The 18,104-nt window shown below is 34.1% G+C and carries 17 protein-coding genes; 13 read left to right on the top strand and 4 right to left on the bottom strand.

Annotated elements, in window-relative coordinates; genetic code table 11:
* Positions 1-167: 167 nt before the first annotated feature.
* The 13 genes from C4F50_RS13255 (at position 168) to C4F50_RS13195 (ending at position 15,902) form a co-directional block, all read left to right on the top strand.
* Positions 168-2,603 (top strand): sensor histidine kinase, encoded by a 2,436-nt coding sequence (locus C4F50_RS13255; protein ID WP_194139124.1) that lies wholly within the window; start codon positions 168-170, stop codon positions 2,601-2,603.
* A gap of 55 nt (positions 2,604-2,658) precedes the next feature.
* Entirely contained in the window at positions 2,659-4,014 is a 1,356-nt protein-coding gene (locus C4F50_RS13250; RefSeq protein ID WP_194139123.1) for a sigma-54-dependent transcriptional regulator, read from the top strand.
* A gap of 375 nt (positions 4,015-4,389) precedes the next feature.
* Complete coding sequence (locus C4F50_RS13245; protein ID WP_194139122.1) at positions 4,390-4,671, top strand: DUF7674 family protein; 282 nt, start codon at positions 4,390-4,392, stop codon at positions 4,669-4,671.
* A 186-nt stretch (positions 4,672-4,857) separates the two neighbouring features.
* A complete protein-coding gene (kdpF, locus tag C4F50_RS13240) occupies positions 4,858-4,935 on the top strand; it encodes a K(+)-transporting ATPase subunit F (protein WP_081909388.1) in 78 nt (25 codons plus the stop codon).
* 104 nt (positions 4,936-5,039) lie between these two features.
* Positions 5,040-6,761: a potassium-transporting ATPase subunit KdpA gene (kdpA, locus tag C4F50_RS13235; protein WP_194139121.1), complete on the top strand. Its 1,722-nt coding sequence runs from the start codon at positions 5,040-5,042 to the stop codon at positions 6,759-6,761.
* A gap of 263 nt (positions 6,762-7,024) precedes the next feature.
* A complete protein-coding gene (gene kdpB, locus C4F50_RS13230; protein ID WP_194139120.1) occupies positions 7,025-9,082 on the top strand; it encodes a potassium-transporting ATPase subunit KdpB in 2,058 nt (685 codons plus the stop codon).
* Between the two features lie 96 nt (positions 9,083-9,178).
* Positions 9,179-9,730 (top strand): K(+)-transporting ATPase subunit C, encoded by a 552-nt coding sequence (locus tag C4F50_RS13225; protein ID WP_194139119.1) that lies wholly within the window; start codon positions 9,179-9,181, stop codon positions 9,728-9,730.
* A 489-nt stretch (positions 9,731-10,219) separates the two neighbouring features.
* Positions 10,220-11,299: a porin gene (locus C4F50_RS13220; protein WP_194139118.1), complete on the top strand. Its 1,080-nt coding sequence runs from the start codon at positions 10,220-10,222 to the stop codon at positions 11,297-11,299.
* Between the two features lie 199 nt (positions 11,300-11,498).
* Positions 11,499-12,623: a universal stress protein gene (locus C4F50_RS13215; RefSeq protein ID WP_194139117.1), complete on the top strand. Its 1,125-nt coding sequence runs from the start codon at positions 11,499-11,501 to the stop codon at positions 12,621-12,623.
* A gap of 81 nt (positions 12,624-12,704) precedes the next feature.
* Positions 12,705-14,423 carry an ATP-binding protein gene (locus tag C4F50_RS13210; RefSeq protein ID WP_194139116.1) on the top strand — a complete coding sequence of 573 codons (1,719 nt, stop codon included), beginning with the start codon at positions 12,705-12,707 and terminating at the stop codon, positions 14,421-14,423.
* Between the two features lie 56 nt (positions 14,424-14,479).
* Complete coding sequence (locus tag C4F50_RS13205) at positions 14,480-14,716, top strand: hypothetical protein (RefSeq protein WP_194139115.1); 237 nt, start codon at positions 14,480-14,482, stop codon at positions 14,714-14,716.
* Entirely contained in the window at positions 14,698-14,997 is a 300-nt protein-coding gene (locus tag C4F50_RS13200) for a type II toxin-antitoxin system RelE/ParE family toxin (RefSeq protein ID WP_194139114.1), read from the top strand. The genes C4F50_RS13205 and C4F50_RS13200 overlap by 19 nt, the downstream gene beginning before the upstream one ends.
* Before the next feature lie 143 nt (positions 14,998-15,140).
* Positions 15,141-15,902, top strand: a complete 762-nt coding sequence (locus tag C4F50_RS13195; RefSeq protein WP_194139113.1) for a phosphatase PAP2 family protein — start codon at positions 15,141-15,143, stop codon at positions 15,900-15,902.
* Positions 15,903-15,979: 77 nt separating this feature from the next.
* Here C4F50_RS13195 and C4F50_RS13190 read toward each other — a convergent pair whose 3' ends face one another.
* From C4F50_RS13190 to C4F50_RS13175, 4 genes are read right to left on the bottom strand one after another with little or no spacing between them, the layout of a single operon-like run.
* Entirely contained in the window at positions 15,980-16,429 is a 450-nt protein-coding gene (locus tag C4F50_RS13190; protein WP_194139112.1) for a GNAT family N-acetyltransferase, read from the bottom strand.
* Positions 16,430-16,467: 38 nt separating this feature from the next.
* The gene (locus tag C4F50_RS13185; RefSeq protein WP_194139111.1) at positions 16,468-16,794 is read right to left on the bottom strand and encodes a hypothetical protein; all 327 of its coding nucleotides are present in this window, start codon (positions 16,792-16,794) and stop codon (positions 16,468-16,470) included.
* Between the two features lie 5 nt (positions 16,795-16,799).
* Positions 16,800-17,288, bottom strand: a complete 489-nt coding sequence (locus C4F50_RS13180) for a hypothetical protein (protein ID WP_194139110.1) — start codon at positions 17,286-17,288, stop codon at positions 16,800-16,802.
* 33 nt (positions 17,289-17,321) lie between these two features.
* Positions 17,322-18,095, bottom strand: coding sequence for an XRE family transcriptional regulator (locus C4F50_RS13175; protein WP_194139109.1), 774 nt, complete (start codon positions 18,093-18,095; stop codon positions 17,322-17,324).
* Positions 18,096-18,104 lie beyond the last annotated feature (9 nt).

Below are 18,104 nucleotides of genomic sequence, written 5' to 3'. Positions count from 1 at the left end.
GCTAAAATTAGTTAATAAAACGTACTTAATTAACTTTTTTGCAAAATAAAATTCATGAAAAAGAGTTTTAATGTGAATTTTCTTGATATTTTATCAAACAATCAGTTGTGTTCTTTTTATATTTGTGAGACCAAAAAACCACTAACCAATTAATCCTCAACACTTGTATGAAATCACTTTATGTTTTCTGCTTTGCTATTGCATTTGCATTTCAATCATTTGCACAAAATACTTCTGCACTAAAACAATATGACCTAAAGAAAAAAAGACTGCTTATTCAATCTGCTTCGATGTATTTGTATAATGCCAATCAAGGTGCAATAGATGTAGATAGTGCTGTTGTAATAGTCTGCAAGGCTTATAAGCTGCCTTTGTCCTTAGCGTGTGATGAAGGTTTTAATGATGGAAAACCATTAATTGGAAATGACTTAATTCATAATGGCACTATTGATTCGGCTAAAAAACTTTTAGCTAAATCAAGAAATGAAGACCGTCTTAAATTATTGCTTCAATTGTCTAATTTTTATCTTTTCAAGCCGGGTTCAAGACCAGAAGATCTTAAAAATGCAAAAATTTATATTGATGAAGCAGTATCTGTTTCTAATCAATTAAAAATTAAAAAATGGCAAAATCAAAGTTTACTTCTTTTAGGGAAATTTTATTATCAAGCTAATAATCAAGCAGAAGGAAATAAACTCTTTTTGAAAGTGATTGAAGATTGCCGAAAACAAAAGGATCAACTTGGTCTTGCTCAGGCATTAGATGCTTACGGAACACTTCTGTTTAATTTAGATCCTCAAAAAGAAAAAATTCTCGAAGAAGCCGTTTCTCTTTATGCTTCGTTAGGAATGGAAGAGAAAAGAATTGAAAATTACATGAAGATTACCACCATTTATTTTTGGGGAGGAAAAATAAATGAAGCCAAAAAAAGGCTTTACCAAAATTTAGTCGATTTGCGAAAAATTGGTTTTAAGCATCAGCAATTTGCAGAAACAACCATAACTTTTATTGAACTGGGGCAGCACAATATTCCTACTGCCCTATATTATGCCTTAAAAAGTGTAAAAAGAATGGAAGCTGAAAAGGATTATACATTTGGTGATATTTTTTACACACGTCTTGGGGATGTGTATAATACTTACGGGCATAATGAAGAAGCGCTGGAATTGTATAAAAAAAGCATTAAAATTGGGCAAAAAACTTTAGATACAGGTACTTGGTACAAAAGTTTTATAGGTGCTGTTTCGGCTTTGTCGATAAAGAAAAAGGACAAAGAAGCTCTGGCTTATATTAACAGTGTAACTGCTGACTATCCTCCAAAAAGTATTTTTGACAAAATGCTTGTAGCTTATGCAAGAGCCAACTGTTATGGATCATTAAAGAAATATGATTTAGCAGAAAAATATTTTATCGAAATGGATTCTTATGCGCGACAATTAAATGCGCCCGAAACCTTTCGAGAAGTTACTCATTGTTATGCAAGTATGGCCTATTTTTATTCCTTTATAAATGATGCACAAAAGGCTAAATTTTATGCAGATAAAGTTTTTGCACTTTCTAAAATCCACAAAAAACCTTATAATTCAGAAATCTTTCAATATTCATTATACAAAATTGATTCGCTTAATGGCAATTATCTGGGCGCTTTAGAGCATTATAGAAATGTAAAAAAACTTAGTGATTCTACTAGCGGCATCAACAAAAACAAACAAATTGATGAACTAAAAATTGATTATGAAACGGCCTCTAAAGAACAAAAAATAAAACTTTTGAATGATCAGGATAAATTGCAAAAAAGCGAATTGCAAAAATCGAAACTCTTAAACAGCGTATCGATCTGGAGTTTGATTTTATTGCTGGTTATCATTGCTTTATTATTTAACCGATACCGTTTAAAACAGCGAAATCATGCCAAACTGGAATTAAAAGAAAAAGAAATCCACCAAAAAAACCTCAACCTTACCCATTTATTAGAGGAGAAAGAATGGCTGTTGAAAGAGATTCATCATCGTGTAAAAAACAATCTCCAAACTGTGATTAGTCTTCTTAATTCGCAATCTGCTTATTTGGATAATGATATGGCATTGCATGCCATAAAAAACAGTCAGCATAGAATACATTCGATGTCGCTTATTCATCAGAAATTATATAATTCTGAAAATATTTCGACTATCAATATGCCGAATTATATTAAGGAATTGGCTGAATATCTAAAAGAATCTTTTTCGCTTGGACAAAGAATTCGATTTGAAATAAAAATTGATCCGTTGGAATTGGATGTTGCACACGCAGTACCAATTGGATTGATTTTGAATGAAGCGATTACAAATTCGATAAAATATGCTTTTCCTGATGAAAAAACAGGAATGATCTATATTACGCTGGAAACTAAAGCTGAAAATAAATATAGTCTTATTATTGCTGATAACGGAATTGGGTTTGATGCAAACCTCAACAATGCAAAACCAAATTCTTTTGGAATGATGCTTATAAAAGGTTTGAGCGATGACCTTGCAGCGAATTTAAAAATTGAAAACAATAACGGTACCATTATCAAAATTGAATTTTCGCATGAATTTCCATTGAATCAAAAACGGAAATGATTTAAAACCTAAATTTGTACATCAAAATACCAATTCGGTTTAGCATTATTTACAAATGACACACAAAATTTTAATTATAGACGACGAAGAAAAACTACGAAGTCTGCTGGCACGCATTATAAAATCAGAAGAATTTGAAGTTTTTGAAGCCAAAGATTTAAAATCAGGTTATAAAAAACTCGAACAAATGGATATTGATGTGGTTTTATGTGATGTAAAACTGCCAGACGGAAATGGAGTTGATTTTGTTGAAAATATTAAAACAGGATTTCCTTTTGTCGAAGTTATTCTTTTAACCGCTTTTGGAAATATTCCTGATGGTGTAAAAGCAATGAAAAATGGTGCTTTTGATTATATTGTAAAAGGCGATGATAATGATAAAATTATCCCGCTTCTTTATAAAGCAGTTGAAAAAGTGCATTTGCAAAAAAAGGTGCAGCAGCTCGAAAAACGTATTAACGATAAATATTCTTTCAGTACCATTATCGGAAAATCAAAAGGCATCGAACAAGTTATTGATCTCGCTCAAAAAGTAGCCAAAACAGATTCAACTGTTTTGCTTACGGGTGAAACCGGAACGGGAAAAGAAGTTTTTGCGCAGGCTATTCATGAAAACAGCAATCGCGTAGGGAAATCGTTTGTCGCTTTAAACTGCAGTACTTTTAGTAAAGAAATTTTAGAAAGTGAACTTTTTGGTCATAAACAAGGCGCTTTTACAGGAGCTCTGAAAGACAAAAAGGGTTTTATTGAAGAAGCCAATGGCGGTACTTTATTTCTGGATGAAATTGGTGAAATGCCAATTGATCTTCAGGCGAAATTATTACGTGTTTTAGAAACTTCTGAGTATATTCCGGTTGGCGACACAACTCCAAAAAAATCCAATTTCAGGTTAATTGCCGCTACAAACCGAGATTTGAAAACAGAAAGCGATGAACATCGTTTCCGTTCTGATTTGTATTTCCGCTTAAATATCTTCGAAATAAAACTGCCGTCTTTACGTGAAAGAATTAAAGATATTGCCGTTTTGACGCATCATTTTGTCAAACAGTTTTCTGAGAAAACAAACAAAAAAACATTACATATTGCTGATGATTTTCTGCAGAAATTAGAAAATTATTCCTGGCCGGGAAATATCCGCGAACTTAAAAACATCATCGAAAGATCGGTTATTTTGAGTAATGGCGATACTTTAACTTCAGACGTTCTGCCATACGAAATGCAGCATCAGGCGGAGAAAACTACCAAATCAATGTCGGCTTTCTCTATGCAGAGTGTTGAAAAACTGCACATACAAAAGGTTTTAAATTATACAAAAGGCAATAAAGCTGAAACGGCTCGATTATTAGAAATTGGAATTGCGACTTTGTATCGAAAATTAGAAGAATATGGGATTGAAAATTCCAAAATTTAAAAAATTCCAAATTCCAATATCAATGGCAAATTTTAATATCAATTTTTAAAGCTTCGGAGAAGCGTAATATTTATAGATTATTTATTGCCAGTGAAAAAAAGCTCCAGCGGAGCGACACCTACGCAATCTAAAAAAATAGGTCACCCCGCTGGGGCTCTAATAACTATGATCCTTTATTTCTATAAATATTTCGCTCCTCCGGAGCTTGACAATAACATATCAAAACGAGAAAAGCTTATCAAAATGATAGGCTTTTTTTATGCCTGATTTTTGGCACATAACTACATTCCTTTTATTGACAGCACTTTAGCTGTATCTTGACTTTTTCGGAACATATTTTGGCATAAGGAGGGAGAACATTAAAATTCATTCCAAATGAAAACTCAAGTTACCTCAATCTACAAACAAGCTGAACGCTTTGCCGAAATCACTAAAAAATCGATTATTTCGGGCAATATCGTGAGAGCGAAGAAATGTCTGGCTCTTGCCGAACGTTTGTTTATAACCGGAAGCATCGAAACAAAAAATGCCATTTCTAATGTGTATGTTTTTTCGGTTTCTTCTTTTATGGAAATGCGTCACTGCAACATTTCACATCTTTTTCCTCAAACGCTTAAAGCGGAATATATCAAGCAGGTTAATGCTTCAGGAGTTTAATTAGTGAAATGTTTTTTGTGAAATGTAAGATGTTCATCACTTTTCACAAAAAACATTTTACTTCTCACATTTCACATTTCACAAATCTAAAATAATCCTATGATCACATTTCTTTTACTCGCATTGGCCGTTGTGCTGTTTGCAATTTGTTTTATGTCAGTCGAATTTTTTGAAAAAATCTAAATCATGACCGCACTATTTATTATTTCAATCGCCGTTTTCGTGTATTTGGTTTATGTCTTAATCAAACCCGAAAAATTTTAATCTAGTGAAAAGTTATAAGTGAGAAGTTAGATGTTATGCGTCAATCCTTTTTTACAAATTACATCTCACTTTTTACATTTCACATCTCACAAAAAATAAAAAATATGAACACAGAATTATTAGGCGTCATTGGTATTTTTATTCTAACCATTGTTTTAGCGATTCCTTTAGGAAAATATATTGCTAAAGTTTATTTGGGAGATAAAACACTTCTTGACCCCATTTTCAATCCCATTGAAAAATTTATTTTTAAAATCAGCGGTATTAATTCGGCTGAAGAAATGAACTGGAAACAACACTTAAAAGCACTTTTAAGTATCAATATGCTTTGGTTCTTTCTTTGCTTTTTTGTCTTATTGTTTCAAGGTTCTTTACCCCTTAATCCGGACAACAACCCTTCTATGACGCCAGATTTGGCATTTAATACTGCTATTTCATTTTTGGTTAACTGTAACTTACAGCATTATTCAGGCGAAAGCGGGGTTTCTTACCTTTCACAAATCGTCTTGATGTTTCTTCAGTTTGTTTCTGCCGGTATCGGAATGGCTGCTGCTGCAATGATTTTCACGGCAATGAAAGAAAGAACTACAGAAAAATTGGGTAATTTTTACAATTATTTCATCAAAAGCTGTACTCGTATTTTATTACCACTTTCAGCAATAGTGGCTATCGCATTAGTATTTAGCGGTACACCAATGACTTTTGAAGGTAAAGATGCTATTACAACGCTGCAAGGCGATCATGTAGAAGTTTCTCGCGGACCTGCTGCAGCTTTTATTGCTATTAAACATATTGGTACAAATGGTGGTGGTTTCTTTGGAGCCAACTCAGCACATCCTTTAGAAAATCCGACTTATTTTACGAATGGAGTTGAGCTTTGGGCGCAGATGATTATTCCGTTTGCAATGATTTTTGCACTTGGATTTTTCCTAAACAAAAGAAAATTAGCCAATATTATTTTTGGTGTAATGACGGTTGGATTCTTACTTCTGGTTGTTCCAACAGTTATGAGCGAACTCAACGGAAATCCTGCTATCGAAAAAATGGGTATTGCACAAGCAACTGGAGCGATGGAAGGAAAAGAAGTTCGGTTTGGCCCGGCCATGTCAGGTTTCTGGAGTATTGCCACAACGGTAATTTCTACAGGTTCTGTAAACAGTATGCACGATAGTTCGATGCCGGTTTCTGGCGCAATGCAATTATTATCTATGATGGTAAATGCCTTTTACGGCGGTTGCGGCGTGGGTATTTTGAACTACTACATTTTCATTATTCTCGCTGTATTTATCTCTGGATTAATGGTGGGTCGAACTCCTGAATTTTTAGGGAAGAAAATCGAAGCACGGGAAGTTAAAATAGCCGCTTTTATCGCTATTCTTCATCCTTTATTAATATTAGCAGGAACAGCTTTAGCATCTTATTTTGCTGCACACGATACCGCAATGGGATATTGGTTCAGCGGTAACGCAACAGGCTGGTTAAACAATCCTGGAAATCACGGATTCTCAGAAATGTTATACGAATACACTTCGAGCGCGGCTAATAACGGTTCTGGTTTTGAAGGTTTAGGAGATAATAATCCGTTTTGGAATATCACTACAGGAATTGTATTACTGTTAAGCCGTTTTATTCCAATCATTGGACCATTGGCAATTGCTGGTTTACTGGCAGGTAAAAAATACATTCCGGAAAGTGCAGGAACTTTAAAAACAGATACATCAATTTTCGGAATCATGACTTTTGCCGTAATCGCAATTATCGCTGCTTTATCATTCTTCCCAGCTTTAGCTTTAGGTCCATTGGCAGAATTCTTTACTTTAAAATAAAAATGCTGGATAATTTAAACACATAGGCATAGAATTTAAATCTATAAAAAAGAAAACTCGTTTTCACACATAGTTAGAATAACGATTTTACCATTCGCATTTCAATATAGCCCGTGGTTTCAACCACGGGAAACGAATTGCAGGGACGAAGATTGTGATATACGTTGCGTCCCAGCGGTTGAAACCACTGGCTATGTTTTACAATCTATGTGTTTTTTCAACGCATAACATTTAACAAATAACATTTAACTTTTTACAAGAAAATGACAACTAATAAATCCACATCATTGTTTGAAAGTAAGCAGGTAAAAGAAGCCTTAGTGCAGTCTTTTGTCAAGCTGAATCCAAAAATGATGATCAAAAATCCGGTAATGTTTACCGTAGAAATTGGAACAGCCATTATGTTTGCTGTCTGTATTTCAATATTAATGGGTGCAAATGATCAGGGAAGTTTTACTTATAACTTAATTGTGTTCTTGATTTTACTGGCAACACTTTTATTTGCCAATTTCGCCGAAGCAATTGCCGAAGCAAGAGGAAAAGCACAAGCCGATAGTTTAAGAAAAACAAGAGAAGAAACTCCTGCAAGACAAATTCTGCCAAATGGAGAAATCAGAAATATCAGTTCTTCGGCATTAAAAAAAGACGATATTTTCGTTTGCGAAGCCGGTGATTTAATTGCTGCTGATGGTGAAATTATCGAAGGTCTGGCTACGATCGACGAAAGTGCCATTACCGGGGAAAGTGCTCCTGTAATTCGGGAAGCGGGAGGTGATAAGTCATCTGTAACCGGAGGAACAAAAGTATTATCAGATAAAATTAAGGTAAAAGTAACATCTGAACCAGGCGAAAGCTTTTTGGATAAAATGATTGCTTTGGTTGAAGGTGCGAGCCGTCAGAAAACACCAAACGAAATTGCCCTAACCATTTTATTAGCCGCATTTACCTTAATCTTCGTGATTGTGTGCGTTACGCTAAAACCGTTTGCCGACTATGCCAACGCACCCATCACGATTGCGGCTTTCATTGCTTTGTTTGTATGTTTAATTCCAACTACAATTGGAGGATTGCTTTCTGCGATTGGTATTGCGGGAATGGACAGAGCTTTACGTGCCAACGTAATTACAAAATCTGGAAAAGCGGTTGAAACTGCCGGAGATATTGATGTACTGCTTTTGGATAAAACCGGAACAATTACAATTGGAAACAGAAAAGCAACCAATTTTTATCCAACAAAAGGCATTTCTTTTGATGATTTTGTAAAATCAGCTGTTTTGAGTTCGCTTGCAGATGATACTCCTGAAGGGAAAAGTATTCTCGAGTTAGGTAAAATCTTAGATGTAAATAGTAAAATGCAATCAGACATTTCACTTCTTACAGAAAACATCTCACATAGTATAAAATTTACAGCTGAAACAAGAACTTCTGGAGTAGTATTAAAAGACGGAACCAATATTAGAAAAGGCGCACAGGATGCAGCAAAAAATATTGCACAGCAAGCCGGAAATGCTTTCCCTGAAGATACTGCACAGCAAGTTATTACAATTTCGTCTAACGGAGGAACACCATTGGTAGTAATTAAAAACAATGAAGTTCAAGGTGTTATCGAGCTTCAGGATATTATAAAAACCGGAATGAAAGAGCGTTTTGAGCGTTTGCGCAGAATGGGAATCAAAACGGTTATGGTTACGGGAGATAATCCGCTTACGGCTAAATTTATTGCAGAAGCTGCCGGAGTTGATGATTTTATTGCCGAAGCTAAACCTGAGGATAAAATGAATTACATTAGAAAAGAACAGGCCGAAGGAAGACTGGTTGCCATGATGGGTGACGGAACAAATGATGCTCCTGCCCTTGCTCAGGCGAATGTTGGAGTTGCCATGAACAGCGGTACTCAAGCTGCAAAAGAAGCCGGAAACATGGTCGATCTTGACAATGACCCAACGAAATTAATTGAGATTGTTGAAATTGGAAAACAGCTTTTAATGACTCGAGGTACTTTAACTACTTTTTCTATTGCAAATGACGTTGCGAAATATTTTGCTATTGTTCCTGCTCTTTTTATTACTGCGATTCCTGCGTTGCAAGGTTTGAATATTATGCATTTGCATAGTCCTGAAAGTGCCATTTTATCGGCTGTAATTTTCAACGCGGTTATTATTCCAATTTTGATTCCGCTTGCGCTGAAAGGTGTTGATTATCGTCCAATTGGAGCCAGTGCGATCTTAAAAAGAAATCTTTTGATTTATGGTCTTGGCGGCTTGATCGTTCCTTTCATCGGAATTAAAGTTATTGATTTACTAGTAGCACTATTTATGTAAAAAAAAGTTGCTAAGGTTCTAAGATACTAAGGTCCTAAGTTTTTTTTCTTAGTCCCTTAGAGCCTTAGTCCCTTAGAACCTCTAAAAATAAAAAAAATGAAAAATCTATTTTCACTATTAAAACTTACCGTATTTACTTTGATTTTATTTGCGGTTATTTATCCTCTTGCGATTTACGGAATCGCACAAATTGCTCCAAATCAAGGAAAAGGAGAAACGATTTCGGTTAACGGAAAAGTGGTTGGTTATCAAAAAATTGGTCAGAAATTCGATAAGTCGAATTATTTCTGGGGAAGACCTTCTGCCGTTGACTATAATGCTGCCGGAAGTGCTGGAAGTAACAAAGGTCCGAGTAATGCCGAATATTTGGCTTTGGTTCAAAAAAGAATTGATACACTTTTATTGGTTCACCCCTATTTGAAAAAATCTGATATTCCATCAGATATGGTTACCGCTTCAGGAAGTGGTTTAGATCCGAATGTTTCTCCGCAAGGCGCTTTGATTCAGGTAAAACGAATTGCTAAAGAAAGAAAACTGGATGAAGCTAAAGTAAAAGCTTTGGTTGAATCTAAAATTAATACTGCAGTTGTTGGTCCGGAAACGGTTAATGTTTTGGAATTGAATGTAGCGCTGGATGCGCTTAGGTAAGACTCTAAGATGCTAAGGTTCTAAGGTTCTGAGACTCTAAGATACTGAGATACTAAGGTTCTGAGATACTAAGGTTTTCTATGCGCATTCTTGTCATTTCGACGAAGGAGAAATCTTCGTTGCTAGATCGTCACAGATTTGATATTCTTTGCGGAGCTTCTTGCGAAGATTTCTCCTTCGTCGAAATGACAAACTAAGCGATAAAACTAAACTTTAAAATTAATTTGATATTCTTTGCGGAGCTTCTTGCGAAGATTTCTCTTTCGTCGAAATGACAAACTAAGCGATAAAAACTAAATTATAAAATTAAATATCTACAAGATTTTAAAAACCTTGCAGAAAACAAAAACGCCTTTTTTACCCCAAATGCCCTAGCCCCGATAGTAGTGGAAATCCTTTTTCTGGCTTCTTTAGCCAGGAAAAGATTGAAACGGATAGCGGGAAATAGCTCCTAAAAAATCTACAAATAAATAATAGAATACCACAAAAATGAAAAAAATAATACTTACTGCTTTAATCGCTTTTGGTTTTAGCAATTTACACGCACAAGAAGAATCAAAAAGTCCGTTTACATTTTCAGGATATGTAGACGCTTATTACAGCTATGATTTCGGGAAACCGGAAGATCATACACGGCCAAACTTTTTTTACAGTTACAATAAAAGCAACGAGGTAAACCTGAATTTGGGTATGGCAAAAGTGAATTATTCGAAAGAAAATATTCGGGGGAATTTTGCCTTGATGGCGGGAACGTATGCCGAATATAATATGGCTGCCGAGCAGGGTTTGTTGAAAAATGTTTACGAAGCAAATGTGGGTGTAAAGATTTCATCGACTCATAATTTGTGGATTGATGCGGGGATTATGCCGTCGCATATTGGTTTTGAAAGCGCCATTGGCAAAGACTGCCAGACTTTAACGAGAAGTATTTTGGCTGAGAATTCTCCTTATTATGAAACGGGAGTTAAAATTGGTTATACCTCAGAATCTGGAGAATGGTATTTGGCAGGAATGTACTTAAACGGCTGGCAGCGAATTGAAAAAGTAGAAGGCAATCAGACGCCTGCTTTTGGAACTCAGGTTACTTACAAACCGTCTGATAAAGTTGTTTTGAACTGGAGCACTTATGTTGGAAATGAGCAGCCGGATATTGATAAAAAATGGCGTTATTTTAATAATTTTTACGGACAGTTTAAAGTAACGGAGAAAACAAACGTAACTGCTGGTTTTGATGTTGGATCACAACAATCGGCTAAAAGCAGTAAAAAATATGATACTTGGTTTTCGCCAGTTTTGATTCTACAATACAAACCAACAGATAAAATTCAGCTTGCAGCGCGCGGTGAATATTACAGCGATGAAAAAGGTGTAATTATCGCAACTGAAACACCAAATGGTTTTAAAACTTACGGATTTTCGGCTAACTTTGATTACTTAGTTACTGATAATGTTATGTTTAGAATTGAAGCAAGAAATCTTTCAAGTAAAGATCAAATCTTCACCAATAAAGATAATCTTCCAACGGATACGAATACGTTTGTAACGAGTTCGCTGGCGATTAGTTTCTAGAAATATTCTTGCCACAGATTACACAGATTGGAGGGATTTTTTTCGCTACGAATTACACAAATTTTTATTTAAATATAATTCGTGGAAATTTGTGTAATTCGTGGCAAATAAACCTACACAAAGACATTTAAAAATCCTTTTAATCTGTGCAATCTGTGGCTAAAAAACTTAGTGTCTTAGCGCCTTTGTGGCAAAAACTATGAAAGAAGAAAATAATAACGCACAGCACTTTCTCGATTTAATTCAGAAATCAAGAAAAGGGAAGTTTAAAATCTACATTGGGATGAGCGCCGGTGTGGGCAAAACTTTTCGTATGCTTCAGGAAGCGCATTCGTTATTGAAAAACGGAATCGATGTAAAAATTGGCTACATCGAAACGCACATGCGAAAGGAAACGCATGAATTATTAGCGGGTTTGCCGATAATTCCGAGACGGACCATTTTTTATAAAGGGAAAGAATTGGAAGAACTCGACGTTCAGGCTATAATAAATCTTCGTCCAGAAGTGGTTATTGTAGATGAACTGGCACACACAAACATTGAAGGAAGCAAAAATGAAAAACGCTGGCAGGATGTTTTAGAAATTCTGGAAGCTGGAATTAATGTTATTTCAGCAGTTAATATTCAGCATATTGAAAGTTTAAATGAGGATGTAAAGCGTATTACAAACATTGATGTTCAGGAACGAATTCCAGATAATGTTTTGCGATTGGCAGATGAAGTAGTCAATATCGATTTGTCTTCTGAAGATTTGATTGCGCGTTTGAAAGAAGGAAAAATTTATACTCCGGATAAAATTCAGACGGCTTTGACGAACTTTTTTAAATCGGAACAAATTCTTCAACTTCGAGAACTGGCTTTGAAAGAAGTAGCGAGTCAAGTCGTTCGAAAAGTTGAGAATGAAGTTCCGAATCTTCATGCTTTAAGACATGAAAAATTATTGGCCTGCATTAGCAGTAATGATAAAACGGCTAAAATTGTGATTAGAAAAGCAGCACGACTAGCCAGTTATTACAACGGATCGTGGTATGTTTTGTATGTAGAAACACCGCAAGAAAGCAGTACCAAAATTGCTTTAGACAAACAAAGACATTTAATTAATAATTTTAAACTCGCCGTACAATTGGGCGCAGAAGTTATTAAATTAGAAAACAAAAATATTGCCGATGCGATTTTGATTACCGCCGAAGAAAAACAAATTACAACTGTATGTATCGGGAAACCGCATTTGAATTTATTTAAAGTAATTTTGTCTACAACAATTTTCAGGCGTTTGCTAAATAAACTGTCTTTATCAAATGTTGATCTTGTTATATTATCGTGAAATGTTTGATGTAAAATGTGAAATGATCTTTGTGAAATACATTTTACATCTCACAACCAACATTTTACAAAAATTAAAATTATGAGAATTAAAACCAAATTAAATCTGGGGGTTGGATTGTTGTTTCTAATGATTATTATACTTTCGTTAGTTAGCGGTTATTCTGTTTTTTTGATAAAAGCAGACACAGAGAATATTCTAAAAGCGAATTATAATACGCTGGAATATTCGCGAAATATGATTTTGTCTTTGGATGAAATTAAAGCGAGCCCTGATAATAATATTCATGTTTTCAGAGAATATCTTGAAAAACAAACGCAAAATGTAACCGAGCCGGGCGAAAAAGAAGCAACTGCGAATCTGGAGAAAAGTTTTGCTCTTTTAGAAAAAAATAGTGCCGATGAAACTGTAAAAACGCAAATCAGGCAAGATATTTTTGCGATTATGAAGTTGAATCTCGATGCCATAAAACAGAAAAGCGATATCGCCAAACTTACCGCAGAAAATGCTAATTTATGGATTGCTATTGTGGGAAGTTTATGCTTTTTAATTGCCTTTAATTTACTAGTCAATCTACCCAATAATATTGCGAATCCTATTAAAGAATTGACACTGAGTATTAAGGAAATTGCCAATAAAAATTATTCAGAACGCGTACATTTTACCAATCACAACGAATACGGTGATTTAGCAAAATCGTTTAATACGATGGCGCAAAAACTTCAGGAATATAATGATAGTAATTTGTATAAACTCTTTTTCGAAAAGAAACGACTGGAAACTTTAATCAATAATATGCACGATCCTATTATTGGTTTGGATAATGAAGGAATTGTTTTGTTTGCCAATGATGAAGCCTTGAAAATTGTTGGTCTGAAACTGGAAGATGTTATCGGGAAATCGGCTTCTACTCTAGCTTTGTCGAATGATTTGATTCGTTCTTTGATTTTAAAAGAGGATGCAGATTCTCCTAAAAAGCAGCCACTTAAAATTTATGCGCACGGAAAAGAAAGTTATTTTGAAAAAGAAATTCTGAATATTACCATAATTCCAACAGGCGAAGAAAAAGAAATTAATATTGGAGATGTGATTATTCTGAGAAACATTACGCTTTTTAAAGAACTTGATTTTGCCAAAACCAACTTTATTGCGACCGTTTCGCATGAATTAAAAACACCTATTGCTTCTATAAAACTAAGTCTTCAATTGCTTGAAAATGCTAAAACGGGCGACATGAACGACGACCAAAAACAATTGGTAGAAAGCATAAAAGATGACAGTCAGCGCTTATTGAAAATTACGGGAGAATTGCTTAATCTGTCTCAATTAGAAACCGGAAATATTCAGCTGAATATTGAAAAAAGCAATCCGCACGAAATTGTAAATTATGCCGTTGAAGCTGTAAAAGTTCAAGCCGATCAAAAACAAATAAACCTGTTGATTGATGCCGATAAAGATCTGCAAGATGTAAAAGCCGACAGCGAAAAAACGGGCTGGGTTTTAATTAATTATTTATCGAATGCGATTCGGTATTCTTCTGAAAAAAGTACGATTATCATCAAACTAAAAAAAGAAAACAACCAAATTATATTTCAGGTTATCGACACCGGAAAAGGAATTGACACGCGATACAAAGACAAAGTTTTCGATAAATATTTTCAGGTTCCGGGAAGTCAGAAATCCGGAACGGGATTGGGTTTAGCAATTAGCAAAGAATTTATTGAGGCTCAAAATGGAAATGTTGGAGTTGAGAGTAATTTAGGATTGGGAAGTACTTTTTGGTTTTCGTTAAAAGTATAATTATTAGTACTACTTTGAAAAGAAATCTTTAATTTTGAGTATTAAAAGAATTTGATATGGACATGACAGCACAAATAAAAGAAAATTTGATCTCAAGAATTAGAGATTCAAAAGACATGAATTTTTTAAAAGCGCTTCAAACTATTTTTGATTCTTCCGAACAGTCTCTATATGAATTAAATCTTGAACAGCAATCTTCTATTGAAACAAGCCGAAATCAAATAAAAAATGGTGATTTTCATAAAAATGAAGATGTAATTTCAGAAATGAGAGAATGGTTAAAAAAGAAATAATCTGGTCTGATCTTGCCAAACTTGAATTTTCTAATGTTCTTCAATTTTATGCTCTTAGAAATGAAAATTCTGATTACAGCTTAAAAATTCTTGAAGAGGTTGAAGATTTATTAGAAACTCTTTCTAATAATGAGTTTATAGGAAGGCTTACTTCCAATAAAATTACCCGGGTTATTCCAATGAAAATTTATTTGATTTTTTATGAAATTAATAATAGTCAAATCGAGATACTATCTTTTTGGGACAATCGTCAAAACCCGGCAAAAAGAAAAATTAAATAGTTATTAATCGTCTAATATTTAGCCAATCTTAATTCAACTACCTCATTTAAAACCAATAGATTAATATTCGCTTAAGGTTCAATTAAGCCCAAAATACCAAGGTCGAACATTCGTTACTATTGCAAAGTAAAACGACAAAAACAATGTTCCACAAAACAATTTCCCTTGTATTTTTATTCGGATTATTTTCTGCGAATGCACAGCAAAACGATTCTATTACTAAAATTGACAGTACTTCAAATCGTTTAAAATTTAATTACAAACAATTAATTATTCCAAGTGTATTAATTGGATATGGTGTTATTGGAATTGGAAATGATCAGCTGTTGAGTTTCAATTCGCAAATAAAAAAAGAGGTTACCGAAGATATTGACGAGAAAATTACCATTGATGATTTCTCGCAATATGCGCCTGCGGCATCTGTTTATGCTTTGAATGCTTTTGGTGTAAAAGGTAAAAATAATATGCGGGATCGTTCTGTTATATTTGTGACTTCGTATGTTATAATGGCTTCGACAGTTTTGGGTTTAAAATCGATTGTACACGAAGAAAGGCCTGACGGAAGTTCGAACAATTCTTTTCCTTCCGGACATACCGCAACTGCTTTTGCCGGAGCCGAATTTTTATGGCAGGAATACAAAGACAAATCGATTTGGTACGGAATTGCCGGATATGCCGTTGCTACCGGAACGGGATTATTTAGAATTTACAACAATCGTCATTGGCTGACTGATGTTGCTGCCGGAGCCGGAATTGGGATTTTGAGTACCAAAATTGCTTATTGGATGAATCCGTATATCACTAAAAAATTATTCAAATCATCAACCGAAAACAAATCGACCTCTATGATTATGCCTTTTTACAACGGGCAACAATATGGATTGGGGTTTGTGAAGGTTTTTTAAGTTTTTTTTCGCCACTAATTCACGAATTATTTTAAATCAAAATTCGTGAATTAGTGACAGATTTTTTTTCTTCGAAATTATAGATTCATTTCCATAATCGGCATAAATCTATTTTTGATTGAAGTTTCAAATTCTCCAATCTTCTTAAATCCGATTTTCTGGTAAAATTGTTCTGCGTTTGGTTCCGAGTCAAGAATTATTTTTTCATATTTTTCGTTTCGCATTCTTTGTAGAAAATCATTCATTAAAAACACACCAAATCCTTTTCCGATATATTTCGGCAGAAGAAATAAGTTGTCCAATTTTATCTGATTATTTTCCTGTTTTAAATAAGAATAATAACCAATGATTTTGCTTTCTTCTACTAAATTAAAAACATCATTATTTTGGATATACTCAATTGTAATGGTTAGATTATTACTCCATTTTTCAATTTGTTCTTCAGAATATCCCCAATAAGCTTTTGACTTTTTAGTGATTTCCGTTAAACAGATATGATCTTCGGGTTTGGCTTTTTGGATGTTCATTTTTGAATCATTTAAAATGTTTTTTTAAGGGTCAAGCCTTATTTTAAATTCCAATTTTCATTCACAAAAACAAAAATCAATCCCACAATTAAAATATGAAGAATTGAAATCATTAACATCGTCTTTCTTTTATCATTTGATTTGTCAATCAACAATCCATAAGCTGGAAATTGAAGAATGGCTAGAATTAAATTAAAAAAAGAAAGCTCTGCAAACCAAATACAGGTAAAAGCAGCAAATGGAAATAAAGCAAAAATAGGTTGAACAAATCCATGTCCTCCGCCTGCGGCAATCATACAAAATAATAAAAACAGAGGTGTTAGAATTAGAAATCTTTTTGTCCATTTATAACTTTCAGAATTCATTTGGTTTATTTTCTTTTAAAATTGTTCAAACCAATTGAATGTATCATATACGGCCACATTTCAGTTCCTATTGCTCCTTTATACGTGCCCATGTTAGAAGTTTTCTCATACTCTCCTTCTTCTTTTCTTTGAATATCAGAGTCATACGACATTGTATATTTAGATCTGTTTTTGAAAATTAACAGCACTTGCATATTCTTTTTCTTTTCCTCTTCTGTTTTACCATTTGTTCCTAAACAGAAATAAAAATCAATCGTATCTTTTTCTCCTTTTTTAGCAAACAAATTTTCATTATAAAAAGTATCTACAGTTTCTCTAAACGGCTCATACTTTATAATCGAATATTTAAAACTTACAGAATCAATTGGAACCAGTTTAATTGTGAATTTAGATCCTATCGGAAAAGCAAAACCATTTGCGGGTTCTGTGGGTAAATCTTGAGCAAATCCGTGAAAAATTACAAATAAGAACAGAATAGGTAAATATCGTTTCATAGAATATTGTTTATATCAGCTAATATAAACTTTTTATGCATTCGAAGTATTATTCTTAATCTCTCGAACTTCTCTTTTCAATTCTAAAAGCAAATCTTTCATTGCTTCTGTTTCCGTCATTTCTTGTTTTTTATCAGAACGTCCAATATTACATTCGTATTCCCAAATCTCCAAAATATCAGAAGCTTTCACTTCATAATTCGGATAAAAACTGTTGTCGGATTCTAAAACCAAAGTGTTCTTCTTGTTTTTATTAAGACGTTTATACACCATTCCTTCATTTTTAGTAATGAGGATATAAGTTTTTCCGTCCATAACTTCTCCTAATTTTTCTACGTAACGGCCAATAATAATCGAACCGTCTTCATGCGGCGGCATTGAATCGCCTTCAACGGGAAATCCGCGATGCTTTCCAGGACCTAAAAACGGAAGTGTAATCTGCTGTAAACTTTCGATATATTCCGGATCAGCATAACCGTTAAGGTATCCTGCTTTTGCTTTTTGAGATACAATTTCAATAAAATTTTCTCCAAAACTATCTACTTGTATCGGCAGAATAAGTCGATTACCTTCTAGTTTGATCAAATTTTGTACATCAATTTTACGAATATCTACAGATAATATCAAGTCGATGCTCATATGAAAATACAAGGCAATCTTCTTCAAAATATCATACGGTGCTTCCGAAGTTCCGTCTTCGTATTTCACGTATCTTCCTCTGGTAATGCTAAGGTTTTCAGCTAATTTCTCCTGAGATATTTTATGCTTAACCCTTAATGCTCTGATGTTGTCTGAAAATAAGGACATAATTAATTT

The sequence above is a fragment of the Flavobacterium hungaricum genome (assembly GCF_015182285.1).
GTDB lineage: Bacteria > Bacteroidota > Bacteroidia > Flavobacteriales > Flavobacteriaceae > Flavobacterium > Flavobacterium hungaricum.
The sequence above is the reverse complement of the archived record's forward strand: the minus strand, read 5'-3'. Positions and strand labels throughout refer to the sequence as shown.